Source organism: Xanthomonas nasturtii, assembly GCF_001660815.1.
GTDB classification, from domain to species: Bacteria; Pseudomonadota; Gammaproteobacteria; order Xanthomonadales; family Xanthomonadaceae; genus Xanthomonas; species Xanthomonas nasturtii.
The window spans coordinates 20697-38911 of the sequence record NZ_LYMI01000020.1; the positions used below are offsets into that span (position 1 = coordinate 20697).

General features: G+C 65.0%; 11 protein-coding genes and 1 pseudogene. 7 read left to right on the forward strand and 5 right to left on the reverse strand.

Translation table 11 applies throughout. The features are described from left to right. Positions 1-102 precede the first annotated feature (102 nt). From A7D16_RS08935 to A7D16_RS08945, 3 genes are all read left to right on the forward strand, one after another. Complete coding sequence (locus tag A7D16_RS08935) at positions 103-954, forward strand: AraC family transcriptional regulator (protein WP_064631814.1); 852 nt, start codon at positions 103-105, stop codon at positions 952-954. Between the two features lie 61 nt (positions 955-1015). Further along, a complete protein-coding gene (parC, locus tag A7D16_RS08940; RefSeq protein ID WP_064631816.1) occupies positions 1016-3259 on the forward strand; it encodes a DNA topoisomerase IV subunit A in 2244 nt (747 codons plus the stop codon). 374 nt (positions 3260-3633) lie between these two features. Next, the gene (locus tag A7D16_RS08945; RefSeq protein ID WP_064631818.1) at positions 3634-4290 is read left to right on the forward strand and encodes a thiopurine S-methyltransferase; all 657 of its coding nucleotides are present in this window, start codon (positions 3634-3636) and stop codon (positions 4288-4290) included. Between the two features lie 395 nt (positions 4291-4685). On the opposite strand, the gene bfr is transcribed toward A7D16_RS08945, so the two are convergent. Further along, a complete protein-coding gene (gene bfr, locus A7D16_RS08950; protein WP_064631820.1) occupies positions 4686-5171 on the reverse strand; it encodes a bacterioferritin in 486 nt (161 codons plus the stop codon). Between the two features lie 146 nt (positions 5172-5317). Between bfr and A7D16_RS08955 the strand changes: the two genes are divergently transcribed. From A7D16_RS08955 to hpaM, 3 genes are all read left to right on the forward strand, one after another. After that, positions 5318-7747: a penicillin acylase family protein gene (locus A7D16_RS08955; RefSeq protein ID WP_064631822.1), complete on the forward strand. Its 2430-nt coding sequence runs from the start codon at positions 5318-5320 to the stop codon at positions 7745-7747. Between the two features lie 474 nt (positions 7748-8221). Further along, entirely contained in the window at positions 8222-10360 is a 2139-nt protein-coding gene (locus tag A7D16_RS08960; protein WP_064631824.1) for a TonB-dependent siderophore receptor, read from the forward strand. A gap of 451 nt (positions 10361-10811) precedes the next feature. Continuing rightward, positions 10812-11864, forward strand: a complete 1053-nt coding sequence (hpaM, locus tag A7D16_RS08965; RefSeq protein ID WP_064631826.1) for a type III secretion-associated outer membrane-bound protein HpaM — start codon at positions 10812-10814, stop codon at positions 11862-11864. A gap of 80 nt (positions 11865-11944) precedes the next feature. Here hpaM and asnB read toward each other — a convergent pair whose 3' ends face one another. Beyond that, positions 11945-13639: an asparagine synthase B gene (gene asnB / locus A7D16_RS08970; protein WP_064631828.1), complete on the reverse strand. Its 1695-nt coding sequence runs from the start codon at positions 13637-13639 to the stop codon at positions 11945-11947. Positions 13640-13991: 352 nt separating this feature from the next. On the opposite strand from asnB, the pseudogene A7D16_RS08975 reads away from it, so the two are divergent. Then, positions 13992-14861: pseudogene (locus A7D16_RS08975) on the forward strand (tetratricopeptide repeat protein). A gap of 192 nt (positions 14862-15053) precedes the next feature. Here A7D16_RS08975 and dapE read toward each other — a convergent pair. The 3 genes from dapE to dapD all read right to left on the reverse strand — a co-directional run bounded on the left by dapE (position 15054) and on the right by dapD (position 18201). Beyond that, positions 15054-16181, reverse strand: a complete 1128-nt coding sequence (dapE, locus tag A7D16_RS08980; protein WP_064631830.1) for a succinyl-diaminopimelate desuccinylase — start codon at positions 16179-16181, stop codon at positions 15054-15056. A 255-nt stretch (positions 16182-16436) separates the two neighbouring features. Continuing rightward, positions 16437-16793: an arsenate reductase gene (locus A7D16_RS08985; protein WP_064631832.1), complete on the reverse strand. Its 357-nt coding sequence runs from the start codon at positions 16791-16793 to the stop codon at positions 16437-16439. Positions 16794-17001: 208 nt separating this feature from the next. Then, entirely contained in the window at positions 17002-18201 is a 1200-nt protein-coding gene (dapD, locus tag A7D16_RS08990; protein ID WP_064631834.1) for a 2,3,4,5-tetrahydropyridine-2,6-dicarboxylate N-succinyltransferase, read from the reverse strand. Between the last annotated feature and the right edge of the window lie 14 nt (positions 18202-18215).

Below are 18215 nucleotides of genomic sequence, written 5' to 3' on the forward strand. Positions count from 1 at the left end.
AAATATATTTGTCAACGCAATGATCCCACATGGGATTAAACCGTTCGCAATGATCGCCACCTTACGCGGCGCCGGCGTTGGCTCGATAATACAATCTGGCCAATGACTATCGAAAACCCGCCAACAACGATCGACGCGCTGCCACCCGGCGTGCGGGCCAGCTTCGAATGGGCCGACGGGCCGGTGCTGATCGCTTTCCTGGCCGATCTGCGTGCGGTATGGGCACCGGAAACCGCCTGGCACGCGCATGTCCGCGGCCAGCTGATGTATGTGGAACACGGCGTGCTGACCGTGCATACCGAACAGGGCAGCTTGTCGCTGCCGCCGGGCTGCGCCGGCTGGATGCCGCCCGGGCGGCAGCACACCGTGGAGCTGGCCGGGCCGATGCGCGGCTGGGGCGTGGTGGTGCGGCCCGATGCCTGCGCCCCCCTGCCCGCGCAAGGCGGGGTGATCCGGCTGACCGGGCTGGCCCGCGAAGCGATCATGCGGGCCGCCGACTGGCCGTTGCATCGGCCGCTGGACGCGGCCCAGCAACGCCTTGCCGCAGTGCTGCTGGACGAGCTGCGCCAGGTCCAGATCGACCACCTGCACCTGCCGATGCCGGCCGACCGCCGGCTCCTGCGGATCGCCCGCCAGCTGCTCGCCACCCCGGCCGATCCGCGCTCGCTGGACGCCTGGGCCGACTGGGGCGGGCTGTCGGCGCGCAGCCTGAGCCGGCACTTCCGCGACGAAACCGGCCTGAGTTTTGCGCAGTGGCGGCAGCAGGCGCGGTTGGCCGAAGGCTTGCGCCGGCTCAGCCAGGGCAGCGCCGTGGCGCAGGTTGCCGACCAGCTCGGCTACAGCAGTCCCAGCGCCTTTGTCAGTGTGTTCCACCGCCATTTCGGCGCCCCGCCCACACGGTATCTGGCCGGCCCGCACGCGCGCGGCTTGGCATCCCCCGCCGCATCGGGATAATCGGCGCTCTTCGAGTCCGCGCCACGGTGCGGGCTCCTCTTCACGCAGGACCTGGCTTTACATGACCGATCTGACCCGCCCCACCTTCCATGGCTTCGAGCAACTGCCGCTGCGCGAGTACGCCGAACGCGCCTATCTCGACTATTCGATGTACGTGGTGCTCGACCGCGCCCTGCCGTTCCTGGGCGACGGCCTGAAGCCCGTGCAGCGGCGCATCATCTTCGCGATGAGCGAGCTGGGCCTGAATGCCGCCGCCAAACCGAAGAAATCCGCGCGCACCGTGGGCGATGTCATCGGTAAGTACCACCCGCACGGCGACAGCGCCTGCTATGAGGCGCTGGTGCTGATGGCGCAGCCGTTCTCGTACCGCTACCCGCTGATCGAAGGCCAGGGCAACTTCGGCTCCACCGACGACCCCAAGTCGTTCGCGGCGATGCGCTACACCGAATCCAAGCTGACCCCGATCGCCGAAGTGCTGCTGGGCGAAATCAGCCAGGGCACCACCGACTGGGCAGCCAACTTCGACGGCACCCTGGAGGAACCCACCTGGCTGCCGGCACGCCTGCCGCACCTGCTGCTCAACGGCACCACCGGCATTGCCGTCGGCATGGCCACCGACGTGCCGCCGCACAACCTCAACGAGATCGTCAGCGCGCTGCTGCGCCTGCTCGACAACCCCGATGCCACGGTGGCCGAACTGTGCGAACACGTCCTGGGCCCGGACTACCCGACCACCGCCGAGATCATCACCCCGGCCGCCGACCTGCGGAACATCTACGAGACCGGACACGGCAGCGTGCGTGCGCGTGCCACCTATAAAAAAGAACACGCCAACATCGTCATCGACGCGCTGCCGTATCAGGTCTCCCCGTCCAAGGTGATCGAACAGATCGCCCAGCAGATGCGCGCCAAGAAGCTGCCGTGGCTGGAAGACATCCGCGACGAATCCGACCACACCAGCCCGGTGCGGGTGGTGCTGGTGCCGCGCTCCAACCGCGTGGATGCCGAGCAGTTGATGGGCCACCTGTTCGTCACCACCGATCTTGAGCGCAGCTACCGCTGCAACCTCAACGTGATCGGCCTGGATGGCCGCCCGCAGGTCAAGAACCTGCGCCAGTTGCTGAGCGAATGGCTGACCTTCCGCAGCGATACCGTCACTCGCCGCCTCAACCATCGCCTGCAGAAGGTCGAGCGTCGCCTGCACCTGTTGGAAGGCCTGTTGATCGCCTTCCTCAACCTGGACGAAGTGATCCGCATCGTCCGCAGCGAAGACGAACCCAAGCCGGTGTTGATCGCCCGCTTCGCGCTGAGCGAAGAACAGGCCGAATACATTCTGGAAACCAAGCTGCGCCAGCTGGCGCGCCTGGAAGAAATGAAGATCCGCGGCGAGCAGGAAGCCCTCGCCAAGGAACGCGCCCAGATCATGGCGATCCTGGAAAGCAAGACCAAGCTGAAGAAGCTGATCAAGGACGAACTCACTGCCGACGCCAAGAAGTTCGGCGATGCGCGTCGCTCGCCGCTGGTGCAGCGTGGCGCCGCGCAGGCCATCGACGAAACTGAAATGGTCGCCAGCGAACCGATGACCGTGGTGATGTCGGAAAAGGGCTGGGTGCGCGCAGCCAAGGGCCATGACGTCGATCCGGCCGGCATGTCCTACCGCGATGGCGACAGCCTGCTGGCGGCAGTGCGCAGCCGCAGCACGCATCAGGTCGCTTTCCTGGATTCGGAAGGCCGCGCCTATTCCACCGCCGTGCATACCCTGCCTTCGGCGCGTGGCAACGGCGAACCATTGACCGGCCGTTTCTCGCCGGCCTCCGGCGCCGCGTTCCAGGTCATGGCCAGTGCCGACAACGCCACCCGCTTCGTGCTGGCGTCTTCGCACGGCTATGGCTTCGTCACCCGTTTCGAAAACCTCACCGGCCGCAACAAGGCCGGCAAGGCGATGCTCAATCTGACCACCGGATCGCACGTGCTCACCCCGGCGCAGGTGAGCAACCCGCAGACCGACCGCATCGTTGCCGTCACCAGTGCCGGCAACCTGCTCGCAGTGGCGGCCAGCGATGTGCCCGAGCTGGACAAGGGCAAAGGCAACAAGATCATCGAGATCCCCAAGGCCAAGCTCGGCACCGAACGCGTGGTGGCGGTGGTGGCAGTGGCGCCGGGCAACACCCTGCTGGTACGCAGCGGCGCCCGCACCATGAGCCTGTCGTTCAAGGATCTGGACACCTATGTGGGTGCGCGTGCGAGCCGTGGGTCGTTGTTGCCGCGTGGGTGGCAGAAGGTGGATGGGTTGGAAGTGCAGTAACGGTTGTTCACCCATTCGGCGCGCAGCGGCGCGACTGGAACTGCGTGCGCCACAGGCGACTGAGGCGCGGCAGACAGTGGATGGGCTGGAAGTGCAGTAACGGTGATTGGCTATGGCGGCGCAGCGTCACGTTCGACGCTGTCGTCGCGCCCCCGATCAGTTCGGCGTAGAACAGCCGAACGACACAGCCAAACGACGCCGAAGCTCCAGCTCTGCGTCGCTTTGAGAGGTAATCGAACGATGCGGATGCGTCGGGTGCGCAGCGGACGAGCTGTGGCTTTTTTGCAGAGTCCTTGCCTGCCTTCGATCTGTATGTCACTGCCATTCCCGCTATCGCGTCCCCTTGTCAACACAACCCAACGAGACAACATATCGTGGACACAGACTTCTGGTTGCAACGTTGGCAGCAAGGCCAGACCGGCTTTCATCAGCAAGAGGTCTTGCCGCTGCTGCAAAAGCATTGGCCTGCCCTGCAAGTGCCGCAAAAAGCCCGTGTACTGGTTCCGTTATGCGGCAAGACGCTGGACATGCACTGGCTGGCGGCGCAAGGCCATCGCGTGCTTGGCGTGGAGATCTCTCCATTGGCAGTGACGCAGTTTTTCGATGAGGCAGGCCTGCAACCGCAGCGCCACAGCAGCGCTGCCGGCGAGCATTTCATCGCCGGCCCGATCGAGATCGTCTGCGGCGATGCGTTCACGCTGGATGCTGGTGTGTTGGCCGATTGCACTGCCGTGTACGACCGTGCCGCACTGGTTGCGCTACCCGCCGACCTGCGCCGGCATTATCTGCAAACGGTGTATGCGCATCTGCCGACGCACTGCCACGGCCTGCTGGTCACCCTGGACTATCCGCAGGCAGAAAAGGCCGGCCCACCGTTCTCTGTGGACGGGACGGAAGTGCATGCACTTTTTGATGCAGATTGGCAGGTAGAGCTGCTGGAAAACCGCGACATCCTCGCGCAGGAACCGCGCTTCCGTGCCGACGGCGTCACTGCGCTATCGACTGCGGTGTATCGCTTGCGCCGCGACTGACTGCGGCGCGGGATTGCTGCAAGGCCATCAACAGCGGTGGCCATACGTAGCGCACAGTGATCCAGTGGGCGTGGCGGTGCGCAGGAATCGGAACGTACGCGTAGCACACGCCAATACCGAACACCGGCTGGGCTGGCTGGCGGCCGTGCAGTCTTTTTGTCAGCTGTTTCAAGGCGGCGTTCTGGCTGCGTGCGCGCCGCGGGCCGGCCAGCACGGCGCGGCATGACGCGATGCACCGGCTCTGCGGCACAGACCGATAAAGCAGGCTCCGCGTAGCGACAAGACAGCTGGTAGGAACTCAAGCCCTAGGCAGCAATGGCAAGCTACCCCGTACTACATGCCAGCCCACGCCGACGCTGCGCCGGCCAAGCGGCTGCGCAGCACCGGTCGCCCACTCAGCCGGCGACGTGACCCTTGTCGATCTTCGAGGTCTGATACAGCTCCAGACCAATACGCTTGATCAGGCCGAGCTGCTGCTCCAGCCACCAGGCATGATCTTCTTCGGTGTCCTGCAGCTGCTTGAGCAGCATGTCGCGGCTCACATAGTCGCCGTGCTCTTCGCACAGCTTCATGCCGGCAGCCAGCGCAGCGCGCACTTCGTATTCCACAACCAGATCGCGCTCGAGCATCTCCACCACGGTCTTGCCGGGCGCAAACTCGGCCGGACGCATGTCCGGGTCGCCTTCCAGGAACAGGATGCGCCGCAGCAGCGCGTCGGCGTGCTCGGTCTCTTCCTGCATTTCGTGGTTGATGCGCTCGTACAGCGCCATCAGGCCCTGATCCTCGTACCGGCGCGAATGCAGAAAATATTGATCGCGTGCCGCCAATTCGCCGCGCAGCAGCTGCTTGAGGTATTCGACGACTTCGGGATGGCCTTTCATGGTGTGCTCCAGCGACGCAATGCGCGCATGGTGCCCTATGCGGGCGGGCAATGATCTAATCGGAATCACTTTCAGTTGCGCTTGCGGCCAGACCCGCCACGGTCATCTCCGCCGGCCACACTTCAACCGAGCTCAAGGAACCGACAATGCGCAAATGGCTGGGCCGGCTGCTGCTGGGAATCGTGCTGCTGGCCGTGGCGGCCAGCCTGTCGCTGTACCTGTTGCTGCGCGGCAGCCTGCCGCAGCTGGAGGGCGCCGGCACCCTCACCGGCCTGGCTGCGCCTGTGGGCGTGCAGCGCGATGGCTTAGGCGTGGTCACCATCGATGCGGCAAACCAGCTCGATGCGATGCGCGCGCTTGGCTACGTGCATGCGCAGGAACGCTATTTCGAAATGGACCTGATGCGGCGCGCACCGGCCGGCGAGTTGTCCGAGCTGTTCGGCGCCAAGGCCGTGGACCTGGACAAGCGCAACCGCGTGCACCGCCTGCGTGCGCGCGTGCATGCCAGCCTGGATATCGCCGCCGGCAGCCAGCGCGCCGCCTTGCAGGCGTATACCGATGGCGTCAACGCCGGGCTGGCGGCGCTGCGGGTCCGGCCCTGGCCCTACCTGCTGCTGCGCCAGACGCCGCGCGCCTGGACGCTGGACGACTCCATCCTCACCGGCCTGGCGATGTACGCAGACCTGCAGGACAGCGACAACCAGACCGAGCTTGCCGCCGCGCGCATCCGCGCGGTGGTGCCGCCTGCACTGGCGGCGCTGCTCGACCATCAGGGCTCCAGCTGGGACGCGCCGTTGTTCGGCCCGCCGCAGGGCGACGCCCAGTTGCCGGATGCGGCGTCGCTGGACCTGCGCCGTCTGCCGCGCCCGCCTGCCACGCCACACGCGGAAACGCCGACGCCGGGCAGCAACAACTTCGCAGTGGATGGCAGCCTCACCGCCGACGGCCGCGCCATCGTGGCCGACGACATGCACCTGGGCCTGCGTGCGCCCAACATCTGGTTCCGCGCACGCCTGCGCTATGCAGACAGCAACGCGCCCGATGGCAAGGTGGATGTCACCGGCTTCACCCTGCCCGGCCTGCCGGCGGTGGTGGTCGGCAGCAACGGGCATGTGGCCTGGGCGTTCACCAACAGCTATATCGACACTGCGGATTTCGCGCGGATTCCAGCGCCCACGCCGGGCCACCCGCAAGCGCTGACCACGCATGTGCAAACCATCCGCGTGGCCGGGCAAGCACCGGTGCGTTTCGAGGTGCGCGAAGCGGCGTGGGGGCCGGTGCTGCACACCAATGCCGACGGCAGCCTGCTGGCATTGCGCTGGGCCGCGCAGCTGCCGGGCGCGATCCGGTTGGATTTTGCGCAGATGAGCACGGCGGGCGATCTGCAGGCCGCGTTTGCGGTGGCCGACCGTTCCGGCATTCCGGCGCAGAACCTGCTGCTGGCCGATCGCAACGGGCGCATTGCCTGGCGCCTGATCGGCGCACGCCCGGCGCGGAATGCCGGGTGCGGCCCGAGCGGCATTGCCGAACTTGCAGCGCCGGAGTCGGCGTCGACAGCAACAGCAACAGGGACAGCGAACGTACCTGCAGATGCGGCTGCAACGCCGTCAATGCCGAGCGGTTGCGTCCCGTGGTCGCTGCGCAGCGACGCGGCGCCAGCGCTGATCGACCCACCCTCGCACCGGCTGTGGACCGCCAACAGCCGCATTGTCGATGCGCAACAACTGGCGACGCTTGGCAATGCCGGTTACGACCTTGGCGCGCGTGCACAGCAGATTCGCGACGCGCTCTTCGCACGGCAGCGTTTCAACGAACGCGATCTGCTCGCCATCCAGCTCGACGACCGCGCCGTGCTGCTCACACGCTGGTGGCAGTTGCTGCGCAGCGTGGTCGAGCACAGCAAGGACCCGGCGCTGCAACAGATCGCCAGTGCCACGCGCGATTGGGAAGGGCATGCATCCACCCAGTCGGCCAGCTATCGCATCGTGCGCGAATTCCGCAGCAAGACCATCGATGCAGTGGAAGCAGGTCTGCTGGCACCCGCCGAAGCAGCGCTTGGCGAAGACTTTCTGCCGCCACGTCGCGCGCAGCTGGAAGGCATCGTCTGGCCGTTGCTGCAGCAGCGCCCGGCCCACTTGTTGCCGCCAGCGTTCGCAAGCTGGGAGCAACTGCTCAGCGATGCTGCACGCAGCGCGCAGACGGCGGTGATTGCACAAGACGAGCAAAACGAACCGCTCGGCCAGCACACCTGGGGCCAGCGCAATACCCTCGCCATCTGCCACCCCATCGCACGCGCACTGCCCGCTTTCGCCAAGCGCTGGCTATGCATGCCACCCGACCAACTGCCGGGCGACCGCGACATGCCACGCGTGCAAGGTCCGGCCTTCGGCGCCTCCGAGCGCATGGTGATCTCGCCCGGCCACGAACAGGACGGCATCGTGCACATGCCGGGCGGCCAGAGCGGACACCCGCTATCGCCATTCTGGGGTGCAGGACACGACGATTGGGTGCATGGAAGACCCACACCTTTTCTGCCCACCGCCACGCGTTACACGCTGCAATTGCGTCCGCAGTAAAGGCCAACTGCAACGCTGCTGCAGAGCGGCCACGGAAGAAAAACAAGAACCATCAAGCATCGCAGCCATGCAAAGCCCCTCTCCCCTCGGGAGAGCGGTTGGGGTGAGGGTACGGCGCGTCGAGCAATGCTGCAGAACAATCGCCGTCGCTGTTAGTGGGTCACTCAAAGTACTCGTGCAAACGCAATGACACGTGGCTTCGCACGTACCCTCATCCGCCCTTCGGGCACCTTCTCCCGGTGGGAGAAGGAGGCTATCCCCTCGACCTTAATGTCCTCATGCCGTCATGCCGTCATGCCGTCATGCCGTCTGCGTTTCCGTTTTCCGTCTTCGCATCTCGCATGGCTGCATCCGTGCACGCACGCAAATCACACATCCCACCACCACGCGTTTCGCCCCCTTATCAGCGACCTCTGCAATTGGACAAACACATCATGTTAAGATGCACTTGATAACCATTCCCATTAGCAACCAATGCTCCCCACGCTTCTTGTCACCGCGCTTGCCGCTGCGCTCGCGCTGCATCCCCAGCCTGCTTTTGCGCAACACACCACCACGCCGGCCGTGACCGAGCTGGATGGCGTGGAGGTCGTCGGCCGTGCGCAGACGCTCTACAAATCCGAAGATGCTGCCGTTGCCACGCGCACCGATACGCCGCTGGCGCTGGTGCCGCAATCGGTGCAGGTGCTGCCGCGCGAGTTGATCGACGACCAGGCCGCGCGCCAAATTACCGATCTGTATCGCAGCATCAGCGGCATCAGTTTCTTTAGCTACGCCGGCGTGACCTTGCGCGGTTTCCGCCAGGAAAACGTGCTGTACGACGGTCTGCGCGGCGACCCGTATGCTGGTTTTTCGGTGCCACAGCTGTTCAATATCGAACGCGTGGAAGTGCTCAAGGGTCCGGCTGGTGCGCTGTATGGCGGCGGCGAGCCGGGCGGCGTCATCAACTATGTGACGCGCAAACCCGCGCATCAGGCAGCGCGCCGCGTGGAGTTGCAGGTCGGCAATCAGTCTTTCGGCGCAGCCTCTTTCGAAGCCACCGGCCCGGCGCGCGTGGACGGTCGCATCCGCTACCGCATCGGCGCCTATGCCGATGGCGAGGACGGCTTCCGCTGGAACACCGACAGCCAGAGCCAGATCGGCGATGCGTCGGTGGCCTTCGATATCGGCGACACCGGCGAGCTGACCCTGCAGTACACCGATATCACCCAGAACCTGGGCGGCAACCGCCTGCGCGGCGTGCCGGTGGATGACGATGGCAACTTTCTCACCGACCGGCGCTGGAATCACAACGAGCCCACCGATTTTCTGGACATGCGTGCCAAGGTGGCGTTCGCGCAGTACCGGTTTGCGCCGTCCAGCGCGTGGGACGTGGACATGGCGCTGCGCTGGTTCAAGAACGACGAGCATCAGATCTATCACGAGCCAATGGGTTTGATCGACCGTAATGGCGACGGCACCGCCGAGTGGATGACCCGCCAGCTGCGCAACCAGTACCGCGACAACGATGCGATCTCCAGCAACGTCAACGCGGTGTTCCGCACCAGCACCGGGGCGATCGAACACAAGTTGCTGATGGGCGCGGACTACTACCGCCTGGACGCCGATTTTCGCGCGCAAACCGCCAACACCGCCGACACCGGCCGTGTGCGCGGCCCGGTGCCGGGTATCGATCTGTTCAACCCCATTTACGGGCGCAGCGGCTTCTACGACTACGGCCTGGACGCCCTGCCATGGCGCGCCACCAGCACGCGCAGCCAACGCTATGGCGCGTATGTGCAGGACGAACTCACGCTGACGCCGCGCTGGTATGCGATGGCCGGGCTGCGTTGGGACGGCTTCAAGGACGACAACCTGCTGGATGGCTCGCGCGTCACCGGTAACGACCTCAGTTGGCGTGTGGGCAGCACCTTTGTGTTGCGCGAGGGCATCAACGCCTACGCAAGCTATGCCAGCGGGTTTCTGCCGCAGGACGCGGCCAATCAGGACAGCAGCGTGGGCGGGCCGTTCGACCCGGAACGCAGCACGCAATGGGAGGTCGGCCTGAAGACAGCACTCAACGATGGCGGGCTCACCCTCAACACCGCGCTGTATCGCATCGAGCGCAGCAACATCGTGCAGGCGAACGGCAGCATCGTCGATGGTGTCAATCAGCTCTCTGCGCTTGGCCTGGTGCGCAGCGAAGGCCTGGAAGTGGACCTGCTGGCCGACCTCACCGAGCGCTGGGTGCTCAACCTGACCTACGCCTACAACGATGCGCGCGTGCTCGATGCAGGCACCAACGGCATCACCAACGCCTCCGGCGACCGCTTCGCCAATGCACCGCGCAATACCTTCGGCCTGTGGACGCGCTACGACCTGCCGGCGTGGCGCTCGGCAATCGCCTTCGGCGCCGACTACGTGGGCGAACGCGTCAGCCTGGACGGGCAGCGCGTCAAACCGTATGCCATTTACGACATCAGCTGGCAGACGCAGTGGGACGCGTGGAAACTGCAGATCAACGTCAAGAACCTGTTCGACAAGGTCTATGCGGCGAGCGGTTTCAATACCCGCGCCGGGCACTTCCCCGGTGAGCCGCGCCGCATCTACGCGCAGCTGGCATACAGTTTCTGACGGTCGGCGCAGCTGGCGGTGCGGCACGCACGCCGGCCAGTTGCGATGCAACGCGAACAGCGCAGTACGCATGCGATTCGCACCTTATTAGCATAAACGTCGCTCTCGTGTTTTGAGCGATCAGCGGCGTGTGGCTTGCTGTTGCCAATCGCACACGAACAACACAAGAAACCGACATCCAAACGCTGCGCAGCGGTCATGAGCACTGCTCAGCGCGACGTCGTTGCGATACGGCAACACCACGTTCAAGTCGCACTGTGACGCAGGTCAGCTGCGGCGACCGCGTACACCGCCGCTACGGCCTCGACTGCAGCCATGCAATGAACCTGCGCCGAATCGCGCTGCTGCGCATGGGCTGGAACTTAACGTTCGGTGGGCCACACTAGAGGCCGTCGCGATCCGGAGCCTGCTCCGCAGCATCGCCCTGTTCCCCCCACTGACCGGAATCCGCATGCCTTTGCTTGCCCGCTCCGTTTCCGCCCTGTTGCCACTGATGTTTGCCACTGCCTGCTCGGCAGCGCCGCCAGTCAAATCCGGCCCGCCGGATGCGCCTGTTGCCGCCTGCACCGCAAAAGTACGCCCTGGCCAGGATCTGCAAAAAGCCATCGACACACTGCCGCAAAGCGACAAGCCCGCGGTGTTGTGCCTGGAAAAAGGCGAGTTCCCCCTCAAGGGACTGGTGTCGATCCACCGCGGCAACTTCACCCTGCGCGGCCAGGGCCCAAGCACCGTCGTGCGCATGGCCGATGGCGTGCAGCAGCCGGCATTGGTGGTCGGCGATTACGAAAACCAGCAGCCCATCGGTGTGATCCGCAACGTCAGCATCGAGAACATGCAGATCGTTGCAAGCACCGGCGACAAGGAGTTCATGCCCGAGCGCCCGTATCTGAGCAATAGCGCGGTGGTGGTGCGATCCGGGCAGGGCATCCGGCTTGCCGGCCTGCAGGTCAACAAGTGCCGCAGCGCCTGCCTGTTGAGCGAATACGACACCCGCGAGATCACCATCGAAAACAACGATGTTTCCGGCGCAATCTGGGACGGCGTCTCGTTCAACCGCACCGCCAAGGTCACGATGGTCAACAACTACATCCACGACAACGTGGCCGCCGGCCTGACCACCGAACACCTGGAAGACAGCGAGATCCGCAACAACCGCTTCGAGCGCAATGGCAGCCAGGGTATCTATCTGTCGGATGCGCGGCGCAATCGCTTCAGCAACAACCAGTTCGATGGCAACAAGGTCGCCGGCGTGTTTCTGGCCTGCGCGATTCGTTATCGCACCCCGGAAATTCTGTGCTGGGACAACAGCATGAGCCAGGACAACGTGTTCGAGAACAACCGCTTCACCAACACGCCGTTTACCTACACCATCGGCGTGGACCGCGCCGCCAACTGCACGGCAGCCGACTTCAAGCCGAACCTGTGGCGCAACAATCAGGCCGACATGGCCGGTGTGGATATCGACCCGCAGCGCTACGGGTATTGCGTGCGCCACGAGCAGTAATCACCGGCAGTCGCACACTGGCAATAAGAGCAGCGGCCGGCCGTACAGCAATGCACGCCGGCCGCTGCAGCTTCACGGTGTTACGAGGCCAGCGCCTGTTCGTGTACTCCGGCGATCGCACGGCCGGATGGATCGGCCATTGCGGCAAAACTGGCGTCCCAGGCAATCGCCGTTGGCGACGAACAGGCAATCGACTTGCCGCCCGGCACCGTTTCGGCCGCCGCCTGGCTGGGGAAAAACTGCTCGAACAAGGTGCGATAGAAATACGCTTCCTTGGTCTGCGGCGGGTTGACCGGGTAGCGGCGGTCGGCAGCGGCGAGTTCACGGTCGCTCACATGCGCTGCGGCATGCGCCTTCAGCCCGTCGATCCAGCCATAGCCCACGCCGTCGCTGAACTGCTCTTTCTGACGCCACAGGATCGACTCGGGCAGATAGCCGGCGAACGCCTCACGCAGTACACCCTTTTCCATGCGCGTGGCGCCGCTGCTGGTCTTGTCGATCATCTTGAAGCTGGCGTCCATGCGCATCGCCACATCCAGGAATTCGCGGTCCAGGAACGGCACCCGCGGCTCCACGCCCCAGGCCATCATCGACTTGTTCGCGCGCAGGCAATCGTAGTTGTTGAGCGCGTCGAGCTTGCGTACCAGCTCCTCATGGAATTCGCGCGCGTTCGGCGCCTTGTGGAAATACAGGTAGCCGCCGAAGATCTCGTCGCTGCCCTCGCCGGAGAGCACCATCTTGACGCCCATCGCCTTGATGCGCCGTGCCAGCAGGAACATCGGCGTGGAGGCGCGAATGGTGGTGACGTCGTAGGTCTCGATGTGGCGAATGACTTCCGGCAACGCGTCCAGGCCTTCTTCGAAGGTGTATTCGAAACCATGGTGCACGGTGCCAAGTGCAGCAGCGGCAACTTCCGCCGCGGCCAGATCGGGCGAGCCTTTCAAGCCGATCGCGAACGAATGCAGGCGCGGCCACCAGGCTTCGGTGGTGTCGTTTTCTTCGATGCGGTGGCGAGCGTAGCGCGCGGCAACCGCCGCGACCAACGAAGAATCCAGCCCGCCGGACAACAGGACGCCGTACGGTACGTCGGTCATCAGTTGGCGATGCACCGCACGCTCGAAGGCTTCGCGCAATTCCTGCAGCGGCACCTGCACGCCTTCCACCTCGCCGTACTCGCGCCAGGCGCGTTCGTAGTAGCGGCTCAGTGCACCGGTGGCGCTGTCGTACCAGTGACCGGGCGGAAACTGCGCGGCATCGGCGCACTCATCCACCAGCGATTTCAGTTCCGAGGCCACACGCAGGCGGCCCTCGCGATCGTGCCCCCAGTACAGCGGCACCACGCCGATCGGGTCGCGCGCGATGATCACCCGCCCGGCCGCCTTGTCCCACAGCGCGAATGCAAAGATGCCGTTGAGGCGGTTGAGATACGAGGCCGGCACATCTTCGCGATACAGCGCATTGATCACCTCGCAATCGGAGCCGGTCTGGAACGCGTACGGCTGCAGCAGTTCCTGCTTGAGCTCGCGATGGTTGTAGATTTCGCCATTGACCGCCAGGGCAAGTTGCCCATCTTCGGACAGCAACGGCTGCGAGCCGCCGGCCGGGTCGACGATGGCCAGGCGCTCATGCACCAGGATGGCACCGGTATCGACGTAGACGCCGCTCCAGTCAGGCCCGCGATGCCGCTGCCGCTGCGAACATTCCAGTGCCTGCCGGCGCAAGGCCTGCAGGTCGTCACCGGGTTGCAGGCCGAAAATACCGAAGATGGAACACATGGAAACACTCCTGAAAACTGCGGGGGTTGGCGGCCGGTGGGAAAGCGTGCTGCATGAATTGACACCCATAAAAAAAACCCGCATCGGCCGATGCGGGTTTTCTGATTCCTGGGCGTTTGGTGTACTTCGCCTAGTCGCAGACCCGCATCGGCCGCGCACGATTATTCGCGCGCAGCGTGTTGCGGTTGGCGTTATTGACGTTGGACAGGGGCGATGTCATGGCCCGACCGTATCCCGCTTTCGCCGGTGGCGCAACTGTTGCGATGGCAACCAAGCCAGCGGCGCAGCACGCCGCGCGGTCGCACGAGCGCAGTGCGAGGATAATGATCGCCCCGCAGTCGGCAATACTGGAATGACCCCACGCATCGGACGCATGCCGCCCCTGGCCCTGTTGCTTGCCTTGTTGCAGCAGGCCTGCAGCAGCAACCCACCGCGCACCGATCCCGCCTATCTGCAACAGCTGGAACAACAGGCGTCTGATGGAAGTTTCGACAGCGCGTGAAATGCGGCCGAACGCCTGGAGGCACGCAACGAGCCGCGCGCCATCCACTGGTACGAGCGCGCCGCCGCGATCACCCCGTGGACGTTCCGCAACACCCGCGCCGAACTGGCGCTGGGACGGATCTGGGCGAGCGGGACGCTGTCCCACTCCGACAGCCCGCATATCGACCAGCGCGCGGCATTGCGCGCATCGCCGCCCAAAGCCGAGCGCTGGTACCTGGCGGCCGCCATGCACGCCGACCCCCATGCCATCGCCGAACTCGCCAAGTTCCACCGTGACCGCGGAAACGCCGCCGCTGCATTGCGCTGGGATCTGCGCGACACCGTCTACCAGCGATACTGGTCCGGCTCTTCCGGTCTTCCCGATGCGGTGGCGCCGTGTATCGGCGAGGCGCATCCACTGGTGCGCGACATCCAGCGGCGCGCACACAGTGGCGATGCCGAGGCGCAGGTCGATCTTGACGCGCTCTATGAAAAGGGATTGGGTGTGGCCAGCGATGGAGCGCAAGCACTGCGTTGGTACCGGCGTGCGGCGGACCAGGGCAATGTGTATGGTCAGTATTTCACCGGCCTGTTGCTCGGGCGCGGCAATAGCGGGGTGACGCGCGATGTGGATGCGGCGGCAGTCTGGTTTGCCAAAGCCTCCGCACAAACGTTTTGCATGGCCGACGAAGCATATTGGCGCGAGGCAATCGAACCACCCTTCTGGACGTTCGATTAGCCGGCGGTACCTGTGCGGTCGCGCCATGTAGCAACGCGGTTCCGACGACACGGCGATGCAATCGGCGAAGCGTCGGCGCGACTCGGCGCTGCATGCGTCTCGGAGCAAAATCGCTACGCCGCTGGTCGATGCACTCGGTAGCGCCGGCCTTCGCAATACACCGGGCGGCGCCCGACTGGATCACTCCACACGTCAGGTCAGCAAACGCTCGATCAGGGTGCGATACAGCGCCGGCAGTGCCTCCAGATCGGCCACGCGCACATGCTCGTCGACCTGGTGGATGCTGGCATTGACCGGGCCGACTTCGATGCATTGCGCGCCCAGCGGTGCGATGAAGCGCGCGTCGGAGGTGCCGCCACCGGTGCTCTCTTCCGGCGGCGCACCGGCGAACGCGCCCAGCACTTCACGCGCGACACTGCGCAAACGCCCTTCCGGGGTGTAGAACGGCTCGCCGCTGCGATGCCAGCGCAACGCATAGTCCAGCGCATGCCGATCGAGCAACGCGGTGATTTCGGCCTCCAGGCGCGGCGCGTCCCAGTGCGGGGTGTAGCGCAGATTGAAGGCCACCTGCAGCTCGCCGGGAATCACGTTGTTGGCGCCGGTGCCGGCATGGATGTTGGAAAGTTGCAGGCTGGTCGGCGGGAAGCTTTCGAAGCCCTCGTCCCATTGCCGCGCCACCAGTTCGGCCAGCGCAGGCGCTGCCAGATGGATCGGGTTGCGCGCCTTGTGCGGATACGCCACATGCCCCTGCACGCCCTTGACGGTGAGCGTGCCGGACAGGCTGCCGCGACGGCCCACGCGCAACAAATCGCCCAGCCGCTCGGTGGACGAAGGCTCGCCGGTAATGCACCAATCGATTGGTTGCCCACGTTCGCGAAACACGTCGGCAACCCGGCGCACGCCATCGATGGCATCGCCCTCTTCGTCCGAGGTCAGCAGCACCGCCAGCGTGCCGGTATGCGTTGGGTGCGCGGCGACGAACTGCTCTGCGGCAATGACGAACGCAGCGACGCTGCCTTTCATGTCCGCAGCGCCACGCCCGTACAGCACGCCATCGCGAACCTGCGGATCGAACGGATCGCTGCTCCATGCCTGGCGCGGCCCCGGCGGCACCACATCGGTATGCCCGAGCAGCAACAGCACCGGCGCACCGCTGCCGTGCGTGGCCCACAGGTTGTCGACCTCGCCCAGGCGCAAGTGCTCGCAGGCGAAGCCGGCCGCGCTCAGGCGCTGCGCGATCACCGCCTGACATCCGGCATCCACCGGCGTTACCGAGGCACGTGCAATGAGGTCACAGGTCAGATCCAGCACATCGCTCATGAAACGTCACCGCAGTAGAGCCGCATCAGCGGCGTTGAGGGAGTGGATCGGGTCTGCATTGATTTGTTTAATTCGATCGCGGTTGCAGGCGCTGTATCGGGCTAGCTTGCAGACAGTCATGGAGTCGTTGCCAACGCTGCGTCGACCGGCTTGCCGGGCTGATACACGAACTAACGAACCGGCGATCGACGAACCAATCGCAGCAACGATGCCAGCGGCAGCAAGCTCCGGCATCGCTGGCGAAACCGCGCTCGCTCACGCGATGCCGAACCGCTTCTTGAAGCCGTTATCGGAAAAGCCCTGACTCAGCACGCCATCGTCGGTGACCACCAGCGGGCGGCGAATCAGCTGCGGGGACTCGCGCAGCAGCAGCTTCCACTCGGCATCCGAACCGGGCGCCTTCTTGTTGTCGGGCAACTGCCGCCAGGTGGTGGAGGACTTGTTGATCAAGGCGTCGAATCCACCCGCCTGGCCGGCCCACTCCAGCAGTGTCTCCGGCGACGGCTTGTTGTCCCGGTAATCCACAAACGTATAGGCCACACCGAAGCGCTCCATCCACTTGGTGGCCTTCTTGCAGGTGTCGCAGTTCTTCAATCCGTAGAGCGTGGTCATCTGTATCCCGTAAAATCGGCCTATAACGCCCCTCTCCCACCGGGAGAGGGGTTGGGGTAAGGGTACGGGTGAAGCCTTCTACAGAACGCGCGTCAGGCTTCGCCCGGACCCTCATCCGGCGCTTTGCGCCACCTTCTCCCGGTGGGAGAAGGGAAGCATGCGTCCGGCGCCCGAGCAACTCGCAAACCTCCTCCCGATGCACGATGGATCAATCCGCCAGCCCGCGCAGCAATTCATTCACGCTGGTCTTGCTGCGCGTCTTGGCATCCACCTGCTTGACGATCACCGCACAGTACAGCGAGTGCGAGCCGTCCTTGGATGGCAGCTGGCCGGACACCACCACGCTGTACGGCGGCACGTAGCCGTAGGAAATCTCGCCGGTGGCGCGGTTGTAGATGCGCGTGCTCTGGCCGATGAACACGCCCATGCCGATCACGCTGTGGTGGCCGACCACCACGCCTTCCACCACTTCCGAGCGTGCGCCGATGAAGCAGTGATCTTCGATGATGGTGGGGCTGGCCTGCAACGGCTCGAGCACGCCGCCGATGCCGGCGCCGCCGGACAGATGGCAGTGCTTGCCGATCTGCGCGCACGAGCCCACCGTGGCCCAGGTGTCGACCATGCTGCCTTCGCCCACGTACGCGCCGATGTTGGTGAAGCTCGGCATCAGCACCACGTCCTTGCCGAAGTAACTGCCGCGACGTGCCACCGCACCGGGCACCACGCGCACGCCGGCCTTGCGGAATTCGGCCTCACCGAAGCCGGCGAAGCGCGATTCCACCTTGTCCCAAAACGGCGCCGGCTGCGCGTCGATCACCGCCATCTCGTTGACGCGGAAATACAGCAGCACGGCCTTCTTCAGCCACTCGTTGACGGTCCAGCCGCCCTGCCCGTCCGGCTCGGCGACGCGGAACTCGCCGCTCTCCAGGCCGTCGATCACGCGCGTGACAATGGCGCGCGTGGAGCCGTCGATCTCGTCCATGGTCAACGTCGCACGACGTTCGAATGCGCTTTCGATGCCCACCTTGAGTTCGTCGTGACCCACCGGCGCTGCGGCAGTGTGCACGGCCTGCTCGGCGATCGGCAGCTTCTTGGCCGCAGCGGCCTTCTTGGCGGCCGGTGCAGAGACCACCTTGGTCGGCTGCTTGGCCACGCGCGGTGCAGCGGCGCTCGCCGTCTTGCCGACTGGCTTGCGTGCGGCAGCCTTCTGGCCTGGTGCCTTGGGCGCAGCAGCCTTCTTGCCGGCAGCGCCAGCAGCAGCGTTGTTCTTGCCGACGCCGGCAACCGGCTTGGAAGCGGCAGCAACCGGCGCCTTGGCGGCCTTGCCGCGCGTTGCGCCGGCGCGCGTGGGCGCTGGGTTGGTGGTGGTCGCGCTCGGCTTGCGCGCGGTCTTCTTGCTGATAGCCATGGGGGTCTCCGGAG

Excerpts from the sequence above, each read along its gene's own strand:
- bfr (WP_064631820.1), bottom strand. The coding sequence starts at position 5,171 with ATGAAAGGCCATCCCGAAGTCGTCGAATACCTCAAGCAGCTGCTGCGC.
- dapE (WP_064631830.1), bottom strand. The coding sequence starts at position 16,181 with ATGAGCGATGTGCTGGATCTGACCTGTGACCTCATTGCACGTGCCTCG.
- A7D16_RS08935 (WP_064631814.1), top strand. The coding sequence starts at position 103 with ATGACTATCGAAAACCCGCCAACAACGATCGACGCGCTGCCACCCGGC.
- hpaM (WP_064631826.1), top strand. The coding sequence starts at position 10,812 with ATGCCTTTGCTTGCCCGCTCCGTTTCCGCCCTGTTGCCACTGATGTTT.
- A7D16_RS08985 (WP_064631832.1), bottom strand. The coding sequence starts at position 16,793 with ATGACCACGCTCTACGGATTGAAGAACTGCGACACCTGCAAGAAGGCC.
- asnB (WP_064631828.1), bottom strand. The coding sequence starts at position 13,639 with ATGTGTTCCATCTTCGGTATTTTCGGCCTGCAACCCGGTGACGACCTG.
- A7D16_RS08960 (WP_064631824.1), top strand. The coding sequence starts at position 8,222 with ATGCTCCCCACGCTTCTTGTCACCGCGCTTGCCGCTGCGCTCGCGCTG.
- A7D16_RS08955 (WP_064631822.1), top strand. The coding sequence starts at position 5,318 with ATGCGCAAATGGCTGGGCCGGCTGCTGCTGGGAATCGTGCTGCTGGCC.
- parC (WP_064631816.1), top strand. The coding sequence starts at position 1,016 with ATGACCGATCTGACCCGCCCCACCTTCCATGGCTTCGAGCAACTGCCG.
- dapD (WP_064631834.1), bottom strand. The coding sequence starts at position 18,201 with ATGGCTATCAGCAAGAAGACCGCGCGCAAGCCGAGCGCGACCACCACC.